This is a genomic window from Nostoc sp. GT001 (assembly GCF_030382115.1).
Taxonomy (GTDB): domain Bacteria; phylum Cyanobacteriota; class Cyanobacteriia; order Cyanobacteriales; family Nostocaceae; genus Nostoc.
Genome location: NZ_JAUDRJ010000001.1, coordinates 196,452 through 210,387, shown reverse-complemented (window position 1 = coordinate 210,387; position 13,936 = coordinate 196,452). Strand labels below are relative to the sequence as shown.

General features: G+C 40.6%; 13 protein-coding genes and 2 pseudogenes. 6 read left to right on the top strand and 9 right to left on the bottom strand.

All coding sequences use genetic code 11. From position 1 onward, the window contains the following. Positions 1 to 216: 216 nt before the first annotated feature. On the top strand, positions 217 to 684 hold the full coding sequence (locus QUD05_RS00975) for a GNAT family N-acetyltransferase (RefSeq protein WP_289794285.1): 468 nt from the start codon (positions 217 to 219) through the stop codon (positions 682 to 684). Positions 685 to 942: 258 nt separating this feature from the next. Further along, the gene (curA, locus tag QUD05_RS00970; RefSeq protein ID WP_289794284.1) at positions 943 to 1,962 is read left to right on the top strand and encodes an NADPH-dependent curcumin/dihydrocurcumin reductase; all 1,020 of its coding nucleotides are present in this window, start codon (positions 943 to 945) and stop codon (positions 1,960 to 1,962) included. Positions 1,963 to 2,124: 162 nt separating this feature from the next. Here the strand turns inward: curA and QUD05_RS00965 are convergent, their stop codons facing one another. Continuing rightward, positions 2,125 to 2,862, bottom strand: coding sequence for an SDR family oxidoreductase (locus QUD05_RS00965; RefSeq protein ID WP_289794283.1), 738 nt, complete (start codon positions 2,860 to 2,862; stop codon positions 2,125 to 2,127). A 344-nt stretch (positions 2,863 to 3,206) separates the two neighbouring features. Here QUD05_RS00965 and QUD05_RS00960 point away from each other — a divergent pair, with 344 nt between their 5' ends. Continuing rightward, on the top strand, positions 3,207 to 5,216 hold the full coding sequence (locus tag QUD05_RS00960) for a protein-arginine deiminase family protein (protein ID WP_289794282.1): 2,010 nt from the start codon (positions 3,207 to 3,209) through the stop codon (positions 5,214 to 5,216). A 129-nt stretch (positions 5,217 to 5,345) separates the two neighbouring features. Here the strand turns inward: QUD05_RS00960 and QUD05_RS00955 are convergent, their stop codons facing one another. Continuing rightward, positions 5,346 to 5,561, bottom strand: coding sequence for a hypothetical protein (locus QUD05_RS00955; RefSeq protein ID WP_289794281.1), 216 nt, complete (start codon positions 5,559 to 5,561; stop codon positions 5,346 to 5,348). A 597-nt stretch (positions 5,562 to 6,158) separates the two neighbouring features. Between QUD05_RS00955 and QUD05_RS00950 the strand changes: the two are divergent. The 3 genes and pseudogenes from QUD05_RS00950 to QUD05_RS00940 form a co-directional block, all read left to right on the top strand. Beyond that, positions 6,159 to 6,737 (top strand): annotated as a pseudogene (locus QUD05_RS00950) (reverse transcriptase N-terminal domain-containing protein); the annotation flags it as partial. Between the two features lie 502 nt (positions 6,738 to 7,239). Beyond that, complete coding sequence (locus QUD05_RS00945; RefSeq protein ID WP_289794279.1) at positions 7,240 to 9,027, top strand: reverse transcriptase domain-containing protein; 1,788 nt, start codon at positions 7,240 to 7,242, stop codon at positions 9,025 to 9,027. A 106-nt stretch (positions 9,028 to 9,133) separates the two neighbouring features. Further along, positions 9,134 to 9,874 (top strand): annotated as a pseudogene (locus tag QUD05_RS00940) (reverse transcriptase domain-containing protein); the annotation flags it as partial. A 318-nt stretch (positions 9,875 to 10,192) separates the two neighbouring features. Here the strand turns inward: QUD05_RS00940 and QUD05_RS00935 are convergent. From QUD05_RS00935 to QUD05_RS00905, 7 genes are all read right to left on the bottom strand, one after another. Beyond that, the gene (locus tag QUD05_RS00935) at positions 10,193 to 11,071 is read right to left on the bottom strand and encodes a phosphotransferase enzyme family protein (protein WP_289794557.1); all 879 of its coding nucleotides are present in this window, start codon (positions 11,069 to 11,071) and stop codon (positions 10,193 to 10,195) included. Between the two features lie 270 nt (positions 11,072 to 11,341). Continuing rightward, positions 11,342 to 11,539 (bottom strand): hypothetical protein, encoded by a 198-nt coding sequence (locus tag QUD05_RS00930; protein WP_289794278.1) that lies wholly within the window; start codon positions 11,537 to 11,539, stop codon positions 11,342 to 11,344. A 73-nt stretch (positions 11,540 to 11,612) separates the two neighbouring features. After that, positions 11,613 to 12,092: a hypothetical protein gene (locus QUD05_RS00925; protein ID WP_289794277.1), complete on the bottom strand. Its 480-nt coding sequence runs from the start codon at positions 12,090 to 12,092 to the stop codon at positions 11,613 to 11,615. Between the two features lie 225 nt (positions 12,093 to 12,317). Then, entirely contained in the window at positions 12,318 to 12,680 is a 363-nt protein-coding gene (locus QUD05_RS00920; RefSeq protein ID WP_289794276.1) for a hypothetical protein, read from the bottom strand. Beyond that, positions 12,632 to 12,913, bottom strand: coding sequence for a polymorphic toxin-type HINT domain-containing protein (locus QUD05_RS00915; protein ID WP_289794275.1), 282 nt, complete (start codon positions 12,911 to 12,913; stop codon positions 12,632 to 12,634). Before QUD05_RS00915 ends, QUD05_RS00920 begins: the two co-directional genes overlap by 49 nt. Before the next feature lie 55 nt (positions 12,914 to 12,968). Then, positions 12,969 to 13,700, bottom strand: coding sequence for a hypothetical protein (locus tag QUD05_RS00910; protein ID WP_289794274.1), 732 nt, complete (start codon positions 13,698 to 13,700; stop codon positions 12,969 to 12,971). Between the two features lie 51 nt (positions 13,701 to 13,751). Next, the gene (locus QUD05_RS00905) at positions 13,752 to 13,931 is read right to left on the bottom strand and encodes a hypothetical protein (protein ID WP_289794273.1); all 180 of its coding nucleotides are present in this window, start codon (positions 13,929 to 13,931) and stop codon (positions 13,752 to 13,754) included. Between the last annotated feature and the right edge of the window lie 5 nt (positions 13,932 to 13,936).

Sequence of the window (13,936 nt, the reverse complement as noted above, 5' to 3'; positions counted from 1 at the left end):
CATTCACCTAAATTTAGCAAAGCTTTAGAACATAAGAGAAGTGCAATTGTTTACCAGGGGCAAGCGAACGTACTTCTCTGATTTTGGTGCAGCTTTATATTTGATGTAATGGTTCTTCTAGCTATAAGATGATGTAACAAAGCTGTAATTGAAGGTGAGTTAGTTGTCTGCTCTGTTTGTGATAAATTTCACTCTTACATTACACTGCACAAGCTCATGCTAATCCGTTCTGCTACGCCAGATGATGTACCCGCAGTTCTGCCAATGGTGGCCAAGATTTGTGCTTTACACGACTCTTGGGATAATGCTAAGTACGGTTTTCTACCGCATCCAGAACAGCGTTATGAAAAATGGTTAACGCGAATGGCGCAAAACGAGCGCAGCGTATTTTTAGTAGCAGAAGATGATCGGCAGCTTGTAGCATTTCTCATCTCAGCAGTAGAGCAAGAGATCCCAATTTATTGCTTGCGGGAATATGCGTTTATTTACGATCTGTGGGTAGAGCCAGAATACCGTCAAAAAGGTATTGCCCGACAGATAGTAATGCTGTGTGTAGAGCGTTTTGAGCAAATGGGAATCAAACAAATTAGATTAGATACGGCAGTAGTGAATGAAAACGCTCGAAAGTTGTTTGCATCCTGTGGTTTCCGGTTCAGTAATATCGAAATGCTCCGAGAAATTTAAGTATTTGCTGTCAAAAGTGCGTTCGTTCTACAGCCCTTCTCTCTCCTAAAGGATACGGTACGCGAACGGGCATCAAGAAGGCAGGCGTTGGCGCAGCCATCGCTTACCGAGGGGCTTGCGATCGCCAACGCGGTCTATCACGCTACAGGCAAACGGATTCGCGATCTGCCCATTACAGACAAGCTACTGTAATAAGAGTGCTTTCAAGACGACTTGTAGTTTTGATAGAAAAAATCAGTAAATAAGCAGGCACAACCAATGACTAGTTCAATTAACCAACAAATCTTACTCAAAAGCCGTCCACTTGGAGAACCAAAAGAGAGCGATTTTGCCCTTGTCGAAACACCAATTCCAGAACCAGGGGAAGGTGAAGTTCTCAATCGGACGATCTACCTGTCCCTTGACCCTTATATGCGCGGTCGTATGAGCGATCGCGAGTCTTATGCTGCTCCAGTAGAACTGGGGTCTGTGATGGTCGGTGGCACAGTTAGCCAAGTGATGAAATCTAACCATCCCCAATTCTCAACCGGAGATTTTGTGCTTGGTTATGACGGCTGGCAAGCCTATGGCATATCGAAAGGCGAAACTTTGCGTAAGCTTGACCCCAATCAAGCTCGCATTTCCTATGCGTTGGGTGTAACAGGAATGCCCGGAATGACGGCATACTTTGCTCTGCTTGATGTTGGGCAACTCAAAATTGGCGAAACGGTTGTTGTCTCTGCCGCCTCTGGTGCAGTCGGTTCTGTAGTGGGTCAAATTGCCAAAATCAAAGGCTCTCACGTGGTAGGAGTCGCTGGGAGTGATGCAAAATGCAATTATGTGACGAAAGAATTAGGGTTTGATGCCTGTATTAACCGTAAAACTCAAGAACTGAGTTCAGCCCTAAAAGCTGCTTGTCCGAATGGGGTCGATGTTTACTTTGACAATACAGCTAGCCCGATTTTAGAAGCGGTGTTGCAGCACATTAATCAAGGAGCAAGAATCCCATTGGTTGGTTTAATCTCACAGTATAATGCCGAAAATTCTCCTCCTGGCCCTAATTTAATGCCGCTGTTGGTTAAACGGGCGTTAATCAAAGGATTTCTTGTGGGTGATTACCAACATCGGCAGGCAGAGTTTGTCAAAGATGTTTCTGGGTGGTTGCAAGAAGGTAAGCTCAAGTACAAGGAAGATGTTGTACAGAAACTGGAAAACGCCCCGCACGCCTTCATAGGCTTACTACAAGGGAAAAACTTCGGGAAGCTGATTGTTCAAGTCAGCGACGATCCGACACGATAAGCATACTTTTTGATTGAACCTCATAGATAATTTAGCAACCAGCCAGCCGATTAGGTATATCATACCCCTACTGAAAAACTGCGGCATTCCACCATCTTTGCCTCGGTGACTCTAACTCAGGATAGCTCAAAATACTGTCTAGAGCATTACCCTGCAATGTAGTTAAGTTGATGGCACCTGAACGACATTTTGGGCAAAGCTTTTATAAGCATCGCCCATTTGTTTAGCCACCGAGTCAGGAAAGACGTGAAAATCCCCAGCTTTGAGAGCTTTTATTATCCCATCTGCCACAAGTGTAGGTGGCTGTGCAACCTCATTCATTCCTGCCGCATCGCCCATATCCGTGGCAATCGGGCCAGGGTGAACACTTAGCACAATTGTGCCCTGCTCACTCAATAGTTCTCGTAATGCCTGGGTGATTGAATAGGCCGCAGCTTTTGAGGCACAGTAAGTCGCAGAGTCGGGGAAACCCTTGAGCGAAGCAACAGAATTGATTTGGGCAAAGACACCACCTCCATTGGCTTTGAGTACCGGGGCAAATGCCTGAGCCATGTAGATCAATCCATATACATTGATCTTCATCTGAAATTCGAGAGCGGCGATCGCATCCTCAGCTAGGGGAGTTCCAGCTTGAAAAACTCCTGCATTATTGACAACTATTTGCACATCTAGGGCAGTTTTAGCAGCAGCAACAATAGATTGGGGATCACCTAAATCAACCTGAATTGGTACTACTCGTAAGCCGTATTGTTCAACCAATGAGAAGACACTGTTGAGCTGACGAACAGCCGCATAGACTTTGGTGGCTCCGTGTTCAATAAACGACTCAACTATCGCCTTGCCGATGCCGCGATTTGCGCCCGTAACCAAAATGGTTTTGTCTTTGATGTCGTAGTTCATTTGGATTTCTCCTTATGGTTTTCCATGATCTGAAAAACCTTGGACATGAGCGTTCTTAAGCGTTATTGTTGTGAATACTAACACCTATTTTGTCTGTATTAACCGTTTCTGCCTTTCTGCCCTGCATTAATTAAACTTTTACTAAATAGGGAATTTTTAAAGTCATAAGTCGCTTTGCCTGTCAACATTCTCATAATTTCAGTTAAATTTGTAGTTCCAGAAAGTTACAAAAGTGCGCTAAGGCATTAGTAATATTTATTAATTAAATGATTATCAATCTTCAATAATAGTTATAGGATAAATAAAATAGTAAAAATAGATTAAGTTAAATGGTCATTATGGTTATGAGAAAGTTATTAGAAGTTGAAAGATTTGATGAGCGTCGTTCAGCTTCTAAAGAAAGAAGCCAAAATTATGAGGATGTTCTAATTGTCGGTCAGCCAGTACAAATCTCTTTAAAAAAACTAGCTCCTACCCAAACTAAACTTGTAATTTTAAACACTAGCGGGGAAGTTGAACTATTTACTAGTACCGACCAAATAGTTCCTACACAAACCCATCTTTCTTTGGAACAATTTCCAGAAATTAATCTCTTGTCAAGAACCTTTAGCGATCAAATCAAAGACCGTTCTTTGCAAATCAGTTTTCAAGATGATAATGATCGTCAGCTAAGTCTTGTACAACTGAAGTTAACTGTTGTTCGGGTTTGTTTAGATATTGATGCAGATCGCGATGGAGTTATTGACGAAGATAATCCCCAAAAAGCTGATTGGAAGTGGGGCATTAATGGTCATGGTGCAGTTTTATTAGTGAATAGCGATCGCGACATTGTTTATTCTAATCAAGAAGATGATGATACAGAAAGGTTAATAAAAGGTTTGCTCGATCTGAAAGATTTTAGCTTTATGACTGTTCGTAAAACTGGTTTGAGAGATTTACCCTCTGGATACGAGCTTTATTTGTCAGTTAATAAAGACATAGCCAAAAAGATTCGCATCTATGATGAATTAGAGAGAGATGGTTATGAGTTAATGGGCTCAGGAAGAACAACAGCAAAAATTAGGGATACCGACCGAGATATTCTCTTAGCAATTGAGGGACTAAGTTATCCTGATTTTGATTTTCCTGGCATAGTTGAGATTACTTTAAGTCTAGTAAAAGATGAAAAATCTCTCTACAGTGATAAAGTTATCTTCAGAGTCGCACCTTGGATTATGACTCCGAATACTTTATCTCCGATCGCAGTCTTTGTTTCTCGGTTATCAAATGGAGTTAACAAGGAATTTATTGAGGAACTGAGAAAAGTTGTTGGAAAAGCGAACGCGCAGCTAGATATTGTTCCTTTTGAATTTCATCAGGATGACCGTTGGATGCAAGACGAGATTGAGATTGGTTATACTCAAGCTCCAGGACATCTAATGTACGTGGTCTTTGATTCTCCCCGTGATCGAGGATTAGTTGACTTCCCCAAAACCAAACTTTTAGGCATTGACTTTGGTTATGTAACCCGCAAAAGCCGCTATGAGGCTACAAAATTAGACTCTTTTGGCAACTTAGAAGTTTCTCCACCAGTAACCGTTAAAGGCGTTCATTATCCCTTTGGTCGTCTGATTTTTGGAGGAACTCGCAAAGAAATTATTCCACAGCCGCGTCGAATGTTAAAGGTGTTACGAGATTTTCTTTACGCTCAAGAAATTCAAGCACCTTTTGAAATCTTTTCTGATTGGTTGAGTGTAGGACATATTGATGAGTTTATGACTTTTGTTCCTGCTCCTACCTCTAAAGGTTTTAAACTACTTTTAGCTAGTACTGAACAATTTTATAACATTCTCAAACGGTTACGAGAACAAGGTCATGCTCATGTATTATTACGGCAAGGAAAACGATTTTCTAGTGGGCCAGCTGATATTAGTGTGTCAGATGTCCTAGCTGATGAAAAATTGAATGAGCATAATCATCGCTTTCAAGAATACATTAATTGGAATCGAGAGGTTTTAAAACAAGAATTAGATTTAAGCGAAGAAGATATTATCGAACTGCCTGCTTTGTTTGAAAATGATAGAGATGGACGAGCAGAAACTTTTTCCCCTAACATGGTCAACATGATAGTTTTGAAGCAGCATCTCGGTATTCCTAAACCTTTTGGCCCTAAGATTAATAATCAATGCCAATTTGAAACTTATGTTAAACAAGTTTTAGAACCCTTGGGTTTAGTTTGCCATTTTATCGATGATTGGGAGCCATATTTTCTCGGACGAGGGGAAATTCATTGTGGAACTAATACACGTCGGCAACCTTTTCCTCAGAAGTGGTGGGAAGTTGAGCCTGCATTTTTAAAAAAAGTTTCTTTTTAACTTAGAAAAGTTTCATTCAAGAAACTAATAGTAGGCGGATACATCAACTACTCCGCTTCCTGCTGCGGTACTAGTCGCATATTTCAGAACTCGTTCCCACTCCCAACACCATGCAGCATCTACCCTACATCACCCTCTTTTAAAAGCCTTTTGGATCAGAATTAGAAGCATTCCAATTCCTACAAACACAAGTGCTAAAATGTGACTTGCCCCAGAAGCAAAAGCAAACAAAACGAGATTTAGCAGTAACGCGATCGCCGGAACTATATAAGGAACCTGAAACCCGTTAGTTTCAACTTCTCGGCGTTTGATGAGTAGCAACGAAAGATTGACAAGACAAAACATTGCCAGAATCAAGGTGGCAGTGGTTCCTGCTGTGCGATTCGTTGATTAGTAAATCACGGTAATCAGTCCGTAAATAACTAATCCAGCCTGACAGCAGATTACTGTCACCAAAAAAGGCTGAACTCTCGGTCAGATGTAGGTGAAAGCCCTACCATTCAGACTCAGAATTGACTCCTTATCTGCCCACACCGAACAAGCTCGGTTCTTGTAGAGTGAAGCTGGGAACAGGGTGCAATCAGACGACCGTTGCGGGTTGACACTGGCGCTAATAGGGAGTTCCTATGATGAAACAGAGCCTAGAAAAGCGACTNNNNCTACGGGCAGGGCGCAACGCAAAACCCCTGACCTCACTGGAGAACATTCCCGCNCGAATCATGGCAGGATTATCGGCAAAGAGTCAAGGGAATCCAGCAGTCGAATTGGCTACATCTAACGGAACAATCAATCTCTCCGAGGGAACGAATAAAAACGATTTGNNNGTCCTGGGGCTTTTCGTTCCCCAAGTAGGCTAGACGAGAAGCGGAACCCTCACAAGTCGGGTAGGACAGACCGTAATTGGTCTGAGGTGTTCAGAAAATACAAACTCTAGAAGAGAAAATGATTAGACACAGTTATAAAACTAGTGAATCTTGGAGAGCTTTACCGTGGAAGAAATTCCGCCGAAATCTTTTCCGCCTTCAAAAGCGCGTATTTAAAGCGGTTCTTGTTGGAGACAAGCGGAAAGCTCGGTCACTCCAAAAGCTTATTCTTAAATCTACCTCGGCTCGATTTCTTGCAATTAGACTTGTATCTCAGCTAAATGCTGGCAAAAAGACGGCGGGTATTGATGGGAAGAAATCCCTCTCATTTGAAGAACGCTTCAACCTTGAAGAACTACTGAAAATGAACAGTGGAAATTGGAAACATCAAGGCTTACGGGAAATCCCCATCCCCAAAAAGGACGGGACTACCAGAATGCTTAAAATACCAACCATCGCGGATAGAGTTTGGCAATGCCTCGCAAAATATGCACTTGAACCAGCACATGAAGCCACTTTCCACGCACGGAGCTACGGGTTTAGAACTGGGCGCTCTGCCCACGATGCACAAATGTACATCTTTAACAACCTTCGCTCCCAAGCCGATGGAATAGAAAAACGAGTTATCGAACTCGACATCGAAAAGTGCGTGCGCCGTGACAGTTAACGCGGTATCCCCAATCAATCAAATTGGGAGAGATTAAGAAGAACATCTCTAAGTCAACCAACTTACCTAGAGTCGAAAGACAAAAGGAACAACCGCATGTTGGTAAAGCCGGAAATAGAGAGAAGGCGTTAAAACTAGAGTCCGGCAAGACTTGTGTGACAGGGTGAAGGTTAAACTACCTGAAGCCTAATTCTGACGGTATATTCGATTGCCTATTCCTACAACGCCTAACAGGAATAATCGTTTGTGTGTAGTTTTAAACATTTGAACCACACAACTTCTTCAAACGGAGTCAGCCAGCGATGAGATGGCTTAACGAATGAATGGGACACCTAAATCACACTACTACGTATCGAGTTAATAAAGCGCGGGATGACTTACGGGGGCGACCCCTATGGTTACAGAGTTCTCATAGTAGTCCGAGAGCGGGAAAGCCGCTTACATGGCAAAGGAGAACAGGTATTCTTCACACTTATATCGGGAGGTACGCGAGATGCGAAACGCCGAAACGGTTTTAAGTGTAATCCGAGACAGAGGAAATCGTGGTTTACCTCTGGATGATGTCTACAGGCAACTTTTCAATCCTAACCTGTACCTCTTGGCGTACAGTCGCATTTACAAAAATAATGGGGCAATGACGCAAGGAGTTACATCAGAGACTGTGGATGGGATGTCCATCAAAAAGATTGAAAACCTCATAGAAGATATTCGCTATGAACGTTTTCGATGGACACCAGTACGGCGAATTAATATTCCCAAGAAAAATGGGAAAACGCGACCACTGGGCATTCCCACTTGGAACGATAAATTGGTTCAGGAAGTAATACGTTTGATATTAGAAGCGTACTACGAACCCCAATTTTCTAACAGCAGTCATGGTTTTCGACAAGAGCGTGGATGCCATACTGCATTAACAGTAATAGACCGCACTTGGCAAGGAACCAAATGGTTTATTGAAGGAGATATCCGTGGTTGTTTTGACAATATAGATCAGAAAATCTTAATGTCAATTCTCCGTGAGAAAATCCAAGATAATCGATTTTTGAGATTGATTGAAACCTTATTAACGGCAGGTTACTGTGAGCAATGGAGATACCATTCTACACTGAGTGGAACGCCACAAGGGTCGATTGTCTCACCCATACTCGCAAATATTTACCTTGATAAGCTAGATAATTTTGTCGAACAGACAGTCATTCCAGAATATACACGAGGTAAATGTCGGGCAGAAAATCGAGAGTATTCAAGGCTCGTAAAACTTGCTTGGTATTACAGGAAAAATGGACAATTCGATAAAGCGCGTCAACTGGAGATTAAATACCAGAAAATGCCCTCCAAAGATGTCCGTGACCCAGAATACAGAAGGCTAAATTACGTCCGCTATGCTGATGATTTTCTACTTGGTTTCATTGGTTCACTTCAAGAAGCAAAAGAAATTAAGGAAAAACTAAAGACATTCCTAGCCGACAATCTTCAGTTAGAAATGTCAGCAGAAAAGACCTTAATTACTAATGCCAGAAATGAAGCAGCGAACTTCTTAGGTTACGAAATCTTAGTTCAATATTCCGACAATAAGCATACCAATGGTAAACGCTCACTTAATGGAATTACTGCACTAAGAATCCCAGCAAGTTTTGTAGAAGGAAAATGCGCTCTTTATATGAGGAATGGCAAACCCATTCATCGTCCTGAGTTAATAAATGACGATGATTTTACTATCATTAACATTTACCAATCAGAACTCAGAGGCTACGTACAATTCTACAGCCTTGCTCAAAACATTGCATGGCTCCGTAAACTCCAATGGGTTATGTGGAGTTCGTTAATGAAAACCCTTGCCTGTAAACACAAAACTAGCGTAGCCAAAATCTGCGCCAAGTACCAGAAGACGGTAAAACTTCCACAAGGAAGGAGAAAGTGTGTTGAAATAACCGTCCCAGTAGAAGGTAAGAAACCCTTGGTAACTCGTTTCGGGGGCATACAATTAAAACGCAACTTAAAAGCAACCATAGAAGATTTGCCACGAGTGCGAAAACCCGCGTTCAGAAATGAACTGATTAAACGGCTTCTTGCTTCGGAATGTGAGATTTGCGGGGCAACAGGTGATATTGAAGTTCACCATATTCATGCCCTTAAAGACCTCAAAATTAAAGGCAAGAAAGAAAAACCGCAATGGATGCAAATCATGTCCGCACGTAGAAGAAAAACTCTCATGGTTTGCCCTCAATGCCATGATGCAATACACGCTGGTAAACCAATATCTCAACAAGTCTCGCGATAACAGAGTACTGGAGAGCCGTGTACCTGGAAACTCGTAAGCACGGTTCGGAGGGGGCTAGTTAGAAAAGGAGCCAAGGCTTGGAAACCTCGCTAGCTAGCTACCCACTTTCGATAGGATTAACCACTCAGCAATAATGGACGAACTCATCGCCCCCAAAGGCTTAAAACTCGGTATCTTCCGATGCCTCAAGGCAGGAGTTAACCCAGAATTCCCCGAACAGGGTACACCTCAAGGGGGAGTGGTCAGCCCATTACTAGCCAACATCGCGCTTAACGGGATTGAGAGTATACACAGATATCACGAAAATAGAGGGTATAGAATCACCACTAAAACCTCAGCCAGTTCTATCATCGAACCATCAGTCCGATACGCGGATGACATGGTTATTATACTCCGACCTGAAGACGATGCGACAGAGATACTTGAAAGAATCAGCGAGTTCCTCCGCAAACGCGGAATGAATGTAAGCCAAAAGAAGACCAAAGTCACCGCCGCGACAGATGGGTTTGATTTCCTCGGCTGGCACTTTAAAGTCCAGAAAAACGGAAAGTTTAGATGTATTCCTTCAGTGGATAACTTCAAAGCGTTCCGTAAGAAAGTAAAACACATCGTCAACAACTCGAATTATGGTGCTACCACAAAGGCTGAGAAATTAGCCCCGGTAGTTAGAGGTTGGAGAAACTACCATAAGTTCTGCAAGATGGATGGGTCAAGGTTTTCCTTATGGCACATCAATCACAGAGCTTTTAAGGTATTCAACAAGGAAACCAAGCAAAACAGTCACTCATGCCAGGAGCTAATAAAAAAGGCATTCCCGAAGGTTCCTTACTCCGAAAATAAACACATTTCGAGTAACTGCTGTATAGTAACTTGTTATCATCTGCATTTTTCTTGAAAAAATGTTGCAGAATATAGCTATTAACTAAGATTTCCCCGCAGACATTCTGCTCCTGGAGCGACTACGACGTATGCAGAAACTCATGCTTTGCTGCGAATTCGGAGCAGAATCCGGGTTTTGACTTCTTGCTCTCGTGCTGGAATGCTGATCCAGCATTGCAGATTGCAATCAAGAAGTTGCTGGCGAAGTTTCCATGCTGGGGGATTATTTGCGTGAGTGGGGTGCTGATCAAAATGAAGTTGTTGTGCTGTGATCGTCACCAACTGCCTAGTATTTAGCAAACAAAAATGATTCGCCCTCAAGATACGGATGAACGTGTTCTTTAACGATATACGGCACGTTTTCCGAAATCCACTTATGCTCTTGTGGATTATTCACATGAAAAGAAAGTACTTCAATCAGCGCCATGATAAAGAAACCTTCTGTAATCTGTAAGTAGTGTTCAGGTAGCTTACGAATAGCTTGATAGCCTTCAAAAAAGGAAGGTCTGACAGTAGGAAGTAAATATTGAAGCGAACTTGCAACATCGTAAAGATAGTAACCAAAGCCACAGCGTGCGAAATCGATTGGGCAAAATTCCTCGTTATGCAATAAATAGTTACCTTCATGAAGGTCAGCGTGAATCAGCCCCCAGACATTTTGTTTTGGCGAGAGTGTTTCCATCATCCCTTGAATTTTGCAAGCCGCTACTTCGAGGAGCTTGTAATTTTCTGCTGAAATCAATTCTTGTAATACTGCTGGATAAAGTGCTTTGCTCGTTACTTGCAACCGATTCTTGTCGTATGCTGGGCGAACAAAGTTTTGTGGCAGTTGCCACTGACTACTATGCTGGTGCAATCGAGCTAGCAACAAACCAAGTTGGTAAGACTGTTGTGTAGTTCGTTGTCCGTTGAGAATGTTGCCATCAATCCAATGCAGCAGTGAGCAATAAAACACTTCTCCGGTATCATCTGCCAAAACTGGAGTTAACCATTTATCCTGTAGATTTTTCACTGGCTCCTGCACACCAACCTCTGTGTCATGACGCAAGGCAGCAAGCCACAGAAGTTCTGACTCTATTACCTGTGGTCTTTGCCATACCTCACCTTGGAGCATAGATATTGGTCGATGAATACGGAGAAGAAAATCTCTCCCTGGTGTTTTTATACAGAAGGTTACGCTTCCACTGTGGCTTAAAAAACAATGCTGTCCTTAGGCCATACCATAATGGGTAAGGGCAGTTTTTGCTATGTAGTCATAGATGTTATCTTGCATTTTTCTATAACGTCTTGGCATACATACTTTAACCTTAACTCCCAACGATTAGCTTGTGGCTGCGCCCGTGCCAAATGCTGAAAAGTGATTGCATGAGGCGATTGTTGCTTTTGTCAAATGCGCGACCGGAGCGTATGCAGAAACTCACGCTTTGCGGCGAATTCAGGGCAGAATCCGGGGTTTGAGTTCTTGTAGGAGTGTTGGGATGATGATCCGGCTTTGCAGATTATGATCAAGAAGCTGCTGGTGAAGTTTCCGCAGTGGGGTATTGCTTGTGTTGATGGGGTGGTGCTTAGGTGGGATGAGTAGCGATCGCCATAAAATTAAAAATCCGACTTCTGAGGATATTACTAGCTGCATCGTATGTGGTAGTAGAACGTTGGGCTAAAGATATATCAGGTTTACGTCAAAATTATTCCACACATAGCCTAGATTACAACGAGGGATAATCGCCCTGTAAAAAACTATTTAATGTCATACGAAGTGAAGAGATAAAAAGTTGAGTATTCTTAATACTAATAACACCTTCGCCACCAACATAAGTTGAAAAAATATCGCCTGCTGGTTTATCAATATTTACCATACAGCGGATAGTAAATTCTCCTTCATTTTCCGCTCTAAGCTGTCCTTGAAGAGCTTGAATTTGAAAGCAATTTCCATAAGATATAAAAACTTGTGATTGATAACCTAAGTCATTTTTCATGGCAGCAATATGCCATTCTAGGTATTGAATCAATTTTTCTAAGTCTTTCATGTAAATGTAAGTGGCAATTGATCTGATAGAGATTTCTCCATGACTAGGATTTAAAATGAATTCCGTGATTATACCAAGACAGTCTTTAGAAGAATCCAAACTTTGCAGATAAAATACCAATTCAAAGCCAGAAGTTTTTAGGATACATTTTTGTCTCATATTCAAGAAAATCTTAGGTTATTTTGGTCATATATAGGAATCATACTTGAATCTTGCTAAGTATACTGAGAAAGAAACCTTTGTATGGTAAGCTTCTAACCCATTTGGTTTTTCAGAAGTCAAATATGAGTCCTATAATGTGTTAAAGTGTGTAATTACACGGGTTGATTTTTTGTTCTTTTGTAGCTTCACTATTTATTGAACTTAATATTATCTTGACAAAAATTATGGCCAATTCCAACCATTATTAGCTCCCATGTTTGATAACTCTGAACTTGTTTTACCCGTCATGGCAGTAACGATTAAGTTTTCTTGTTCATTGATCACAGCCAAGTCAAAAGTGCCATTGTTGTTGTTCCTAATGTAAACTTTAGCTCCATCATTTTGAATTCTATTGCTTGTAGCTTGTGCGACAATATTATCTACCTCTACGAGTGGATCAACACCATGTCTGGTAAGACTATCAAATATCGCGTGATTTGAGAATTTCAATCCACTTAACGTCGTGAGTTCATAATCGGCTCCACTGTTTAGTCTTTCTAGCTCCGCCCAAGGATTTTCATCACCACAATAAGTATTATGAACCAAAATCCCCAAATCTGAAACAAAGTAGGTTGGGATGCCTTCAACCTTAAAGTTGTAAACGTTAAACTGCCCTTCTCAATTCTATCAACATCAATAATTCTGCCATCTTCAGTTTGCAGCAATGACCCCACTTGCAAATCTTTAGCTTCCACCCAACCCTTATCAGGTGTCCAGAAAGGATGTTCCCCAGTAGTAGAAATAACTTCCCCATCAACATACAAATCAACCAGCGCCACTCGGAGTAGTCTTTCTTGTAACTTACTAAAAAATGGGCGAACCGGGGGTAGTTAGTTATTTATTATTTAGAGATAATTTAGCCAACGCTGACTGAATTGATAATATAAAGCTTTTTACACTTTTATAAGTCACTAAAGCTTCAGCACCAACATAAGTACTTGGATTTATATTATTGTCTTGATTATTTATATTAATCATGAAACGAAGAGGAAATTTTTCTTCTTTATTAAAAGAAAAGTTTTCTGATAATGCTTGAATTTGAAAAGCTTTTTGACAATTTGAAAAAACTGGTGAATCAGCATTACAATTTCCTTTTTTTGAATTAATATGATTTTCAAAATAATTAACAAGGCTTATTAAATTCTCAACTGATATTGATTGAGCAGGAGATTTTATAGAAGATTTATAAATATTTGTATTTATATTCATTACAACTACTATACCAATATATCCTTTAAGATTTTCTAAATTTCTTAAGTAAAAAATAATTTGATAACCCTCTGTTTCTAAATAAAACTTTTCTTTTTGTATAGAATTATTAGATAAATTTTCATTCATATCAAAATTACTAGCATTGTGGTAGTGTGAAAATGGTTCATCGGTAATCAAATTTCTAATTGATTTTAAAATTAAATCTGCTTGTTCACGACTTATTCCTATTTCATTCTCGAAATTAGTTGTTTTTATTCCATGACACACTTCATTTAAAGTATTTTTTAAAGTAGTTATCTCATCCAAAGAGAACTGAATATTTGCTTGATTATCAGTAAAGTTAATTAATTTCATTTTCACTCACTATGTCTCAATAAGAATTACAATTTTTAGCTGCTTTCTGCTTTATTCTTTTTTATTAAAATCTTCAACTACTTCATTAATTGAAGATAAAATTAGCATGATTTCTTCTCTATGTACTCCAACTCTTGCTTTAAAATCTGAGTCAGAAAGAGTGTTACACACTTTATTAAGTACCTTTATCAGAATGTTTAATTCATCAATTGATAGTCTAACTTCAACCATTTCAC

Coding starts and splice junctions, on each gene's coding strand:
- QUD05_RS00965 (WP_289794283.1), bottom strand. CDS start 2,862: ATGAACTACGACATCAAAGACAAAACCATTTTGGTTACGGGCGCAAAT.
- curA (WP_289794284.1), top strand. CDS start 943: ATGACTAGTTCAATTAACCAACAAATCTTACTCAAAAGCCGTCCACTT.
- QUD05_RS00975 (WP_289794285.1), top strand. CDS start 217: ATGCTAATCCGTTCTGCTACGCCAGATGATGTACCCGCAGTTCTGCCA.
- QUD05_RS00955 (WP_289794281.1), bottom strand. CDS start 5,561: ATGTTTTGTCTTGTCAATCTTTCGTTGCTACTCATCAAACGCCGAGAA.
- QUD05_RS00945 (WP_289794279.1), top strand. CDS start 7,240: ATGCGAAACGCCGAAACGGTTTTAAGTGTAATCCGAGACAGAGGAAAT.
- QUD05_RS00925 (WP_289794277.1), bottom strand. CDS start 12,092: ATGAGACAAAAATGTATCCTAAAAACTTCTGGCTTTGAATTGGTATTT.
- QUD05_RS00910 (WP_289794274.1), bottom strand. CDS start 13,700: ATGAAATTAATTAACTTTACTGATAATCAAGCAAATATTCAGTTCTCT.
- QUD05_RS00905 (WP_289794273.1), bottom strand. CDS start 13,931: ATGGTTGAAGTTAGACTATCAATTGATGAATTAAACATTCTGATAAAG.
- QUD05_RS00930 (WP_289794278.1), bottom strand. CDS start 11,539: ATGCAGCTAGTAATATCCTCAGAAGTCGGATTTTTAATTTTATGGCGA.
- QUD05_RS00960 (WP_289794282.1), top strand. CDS start 3,207: ATGAGAAAGTTATTAGAAGTTGAAAGATTTGATGAGCGTCGTTCAGCT.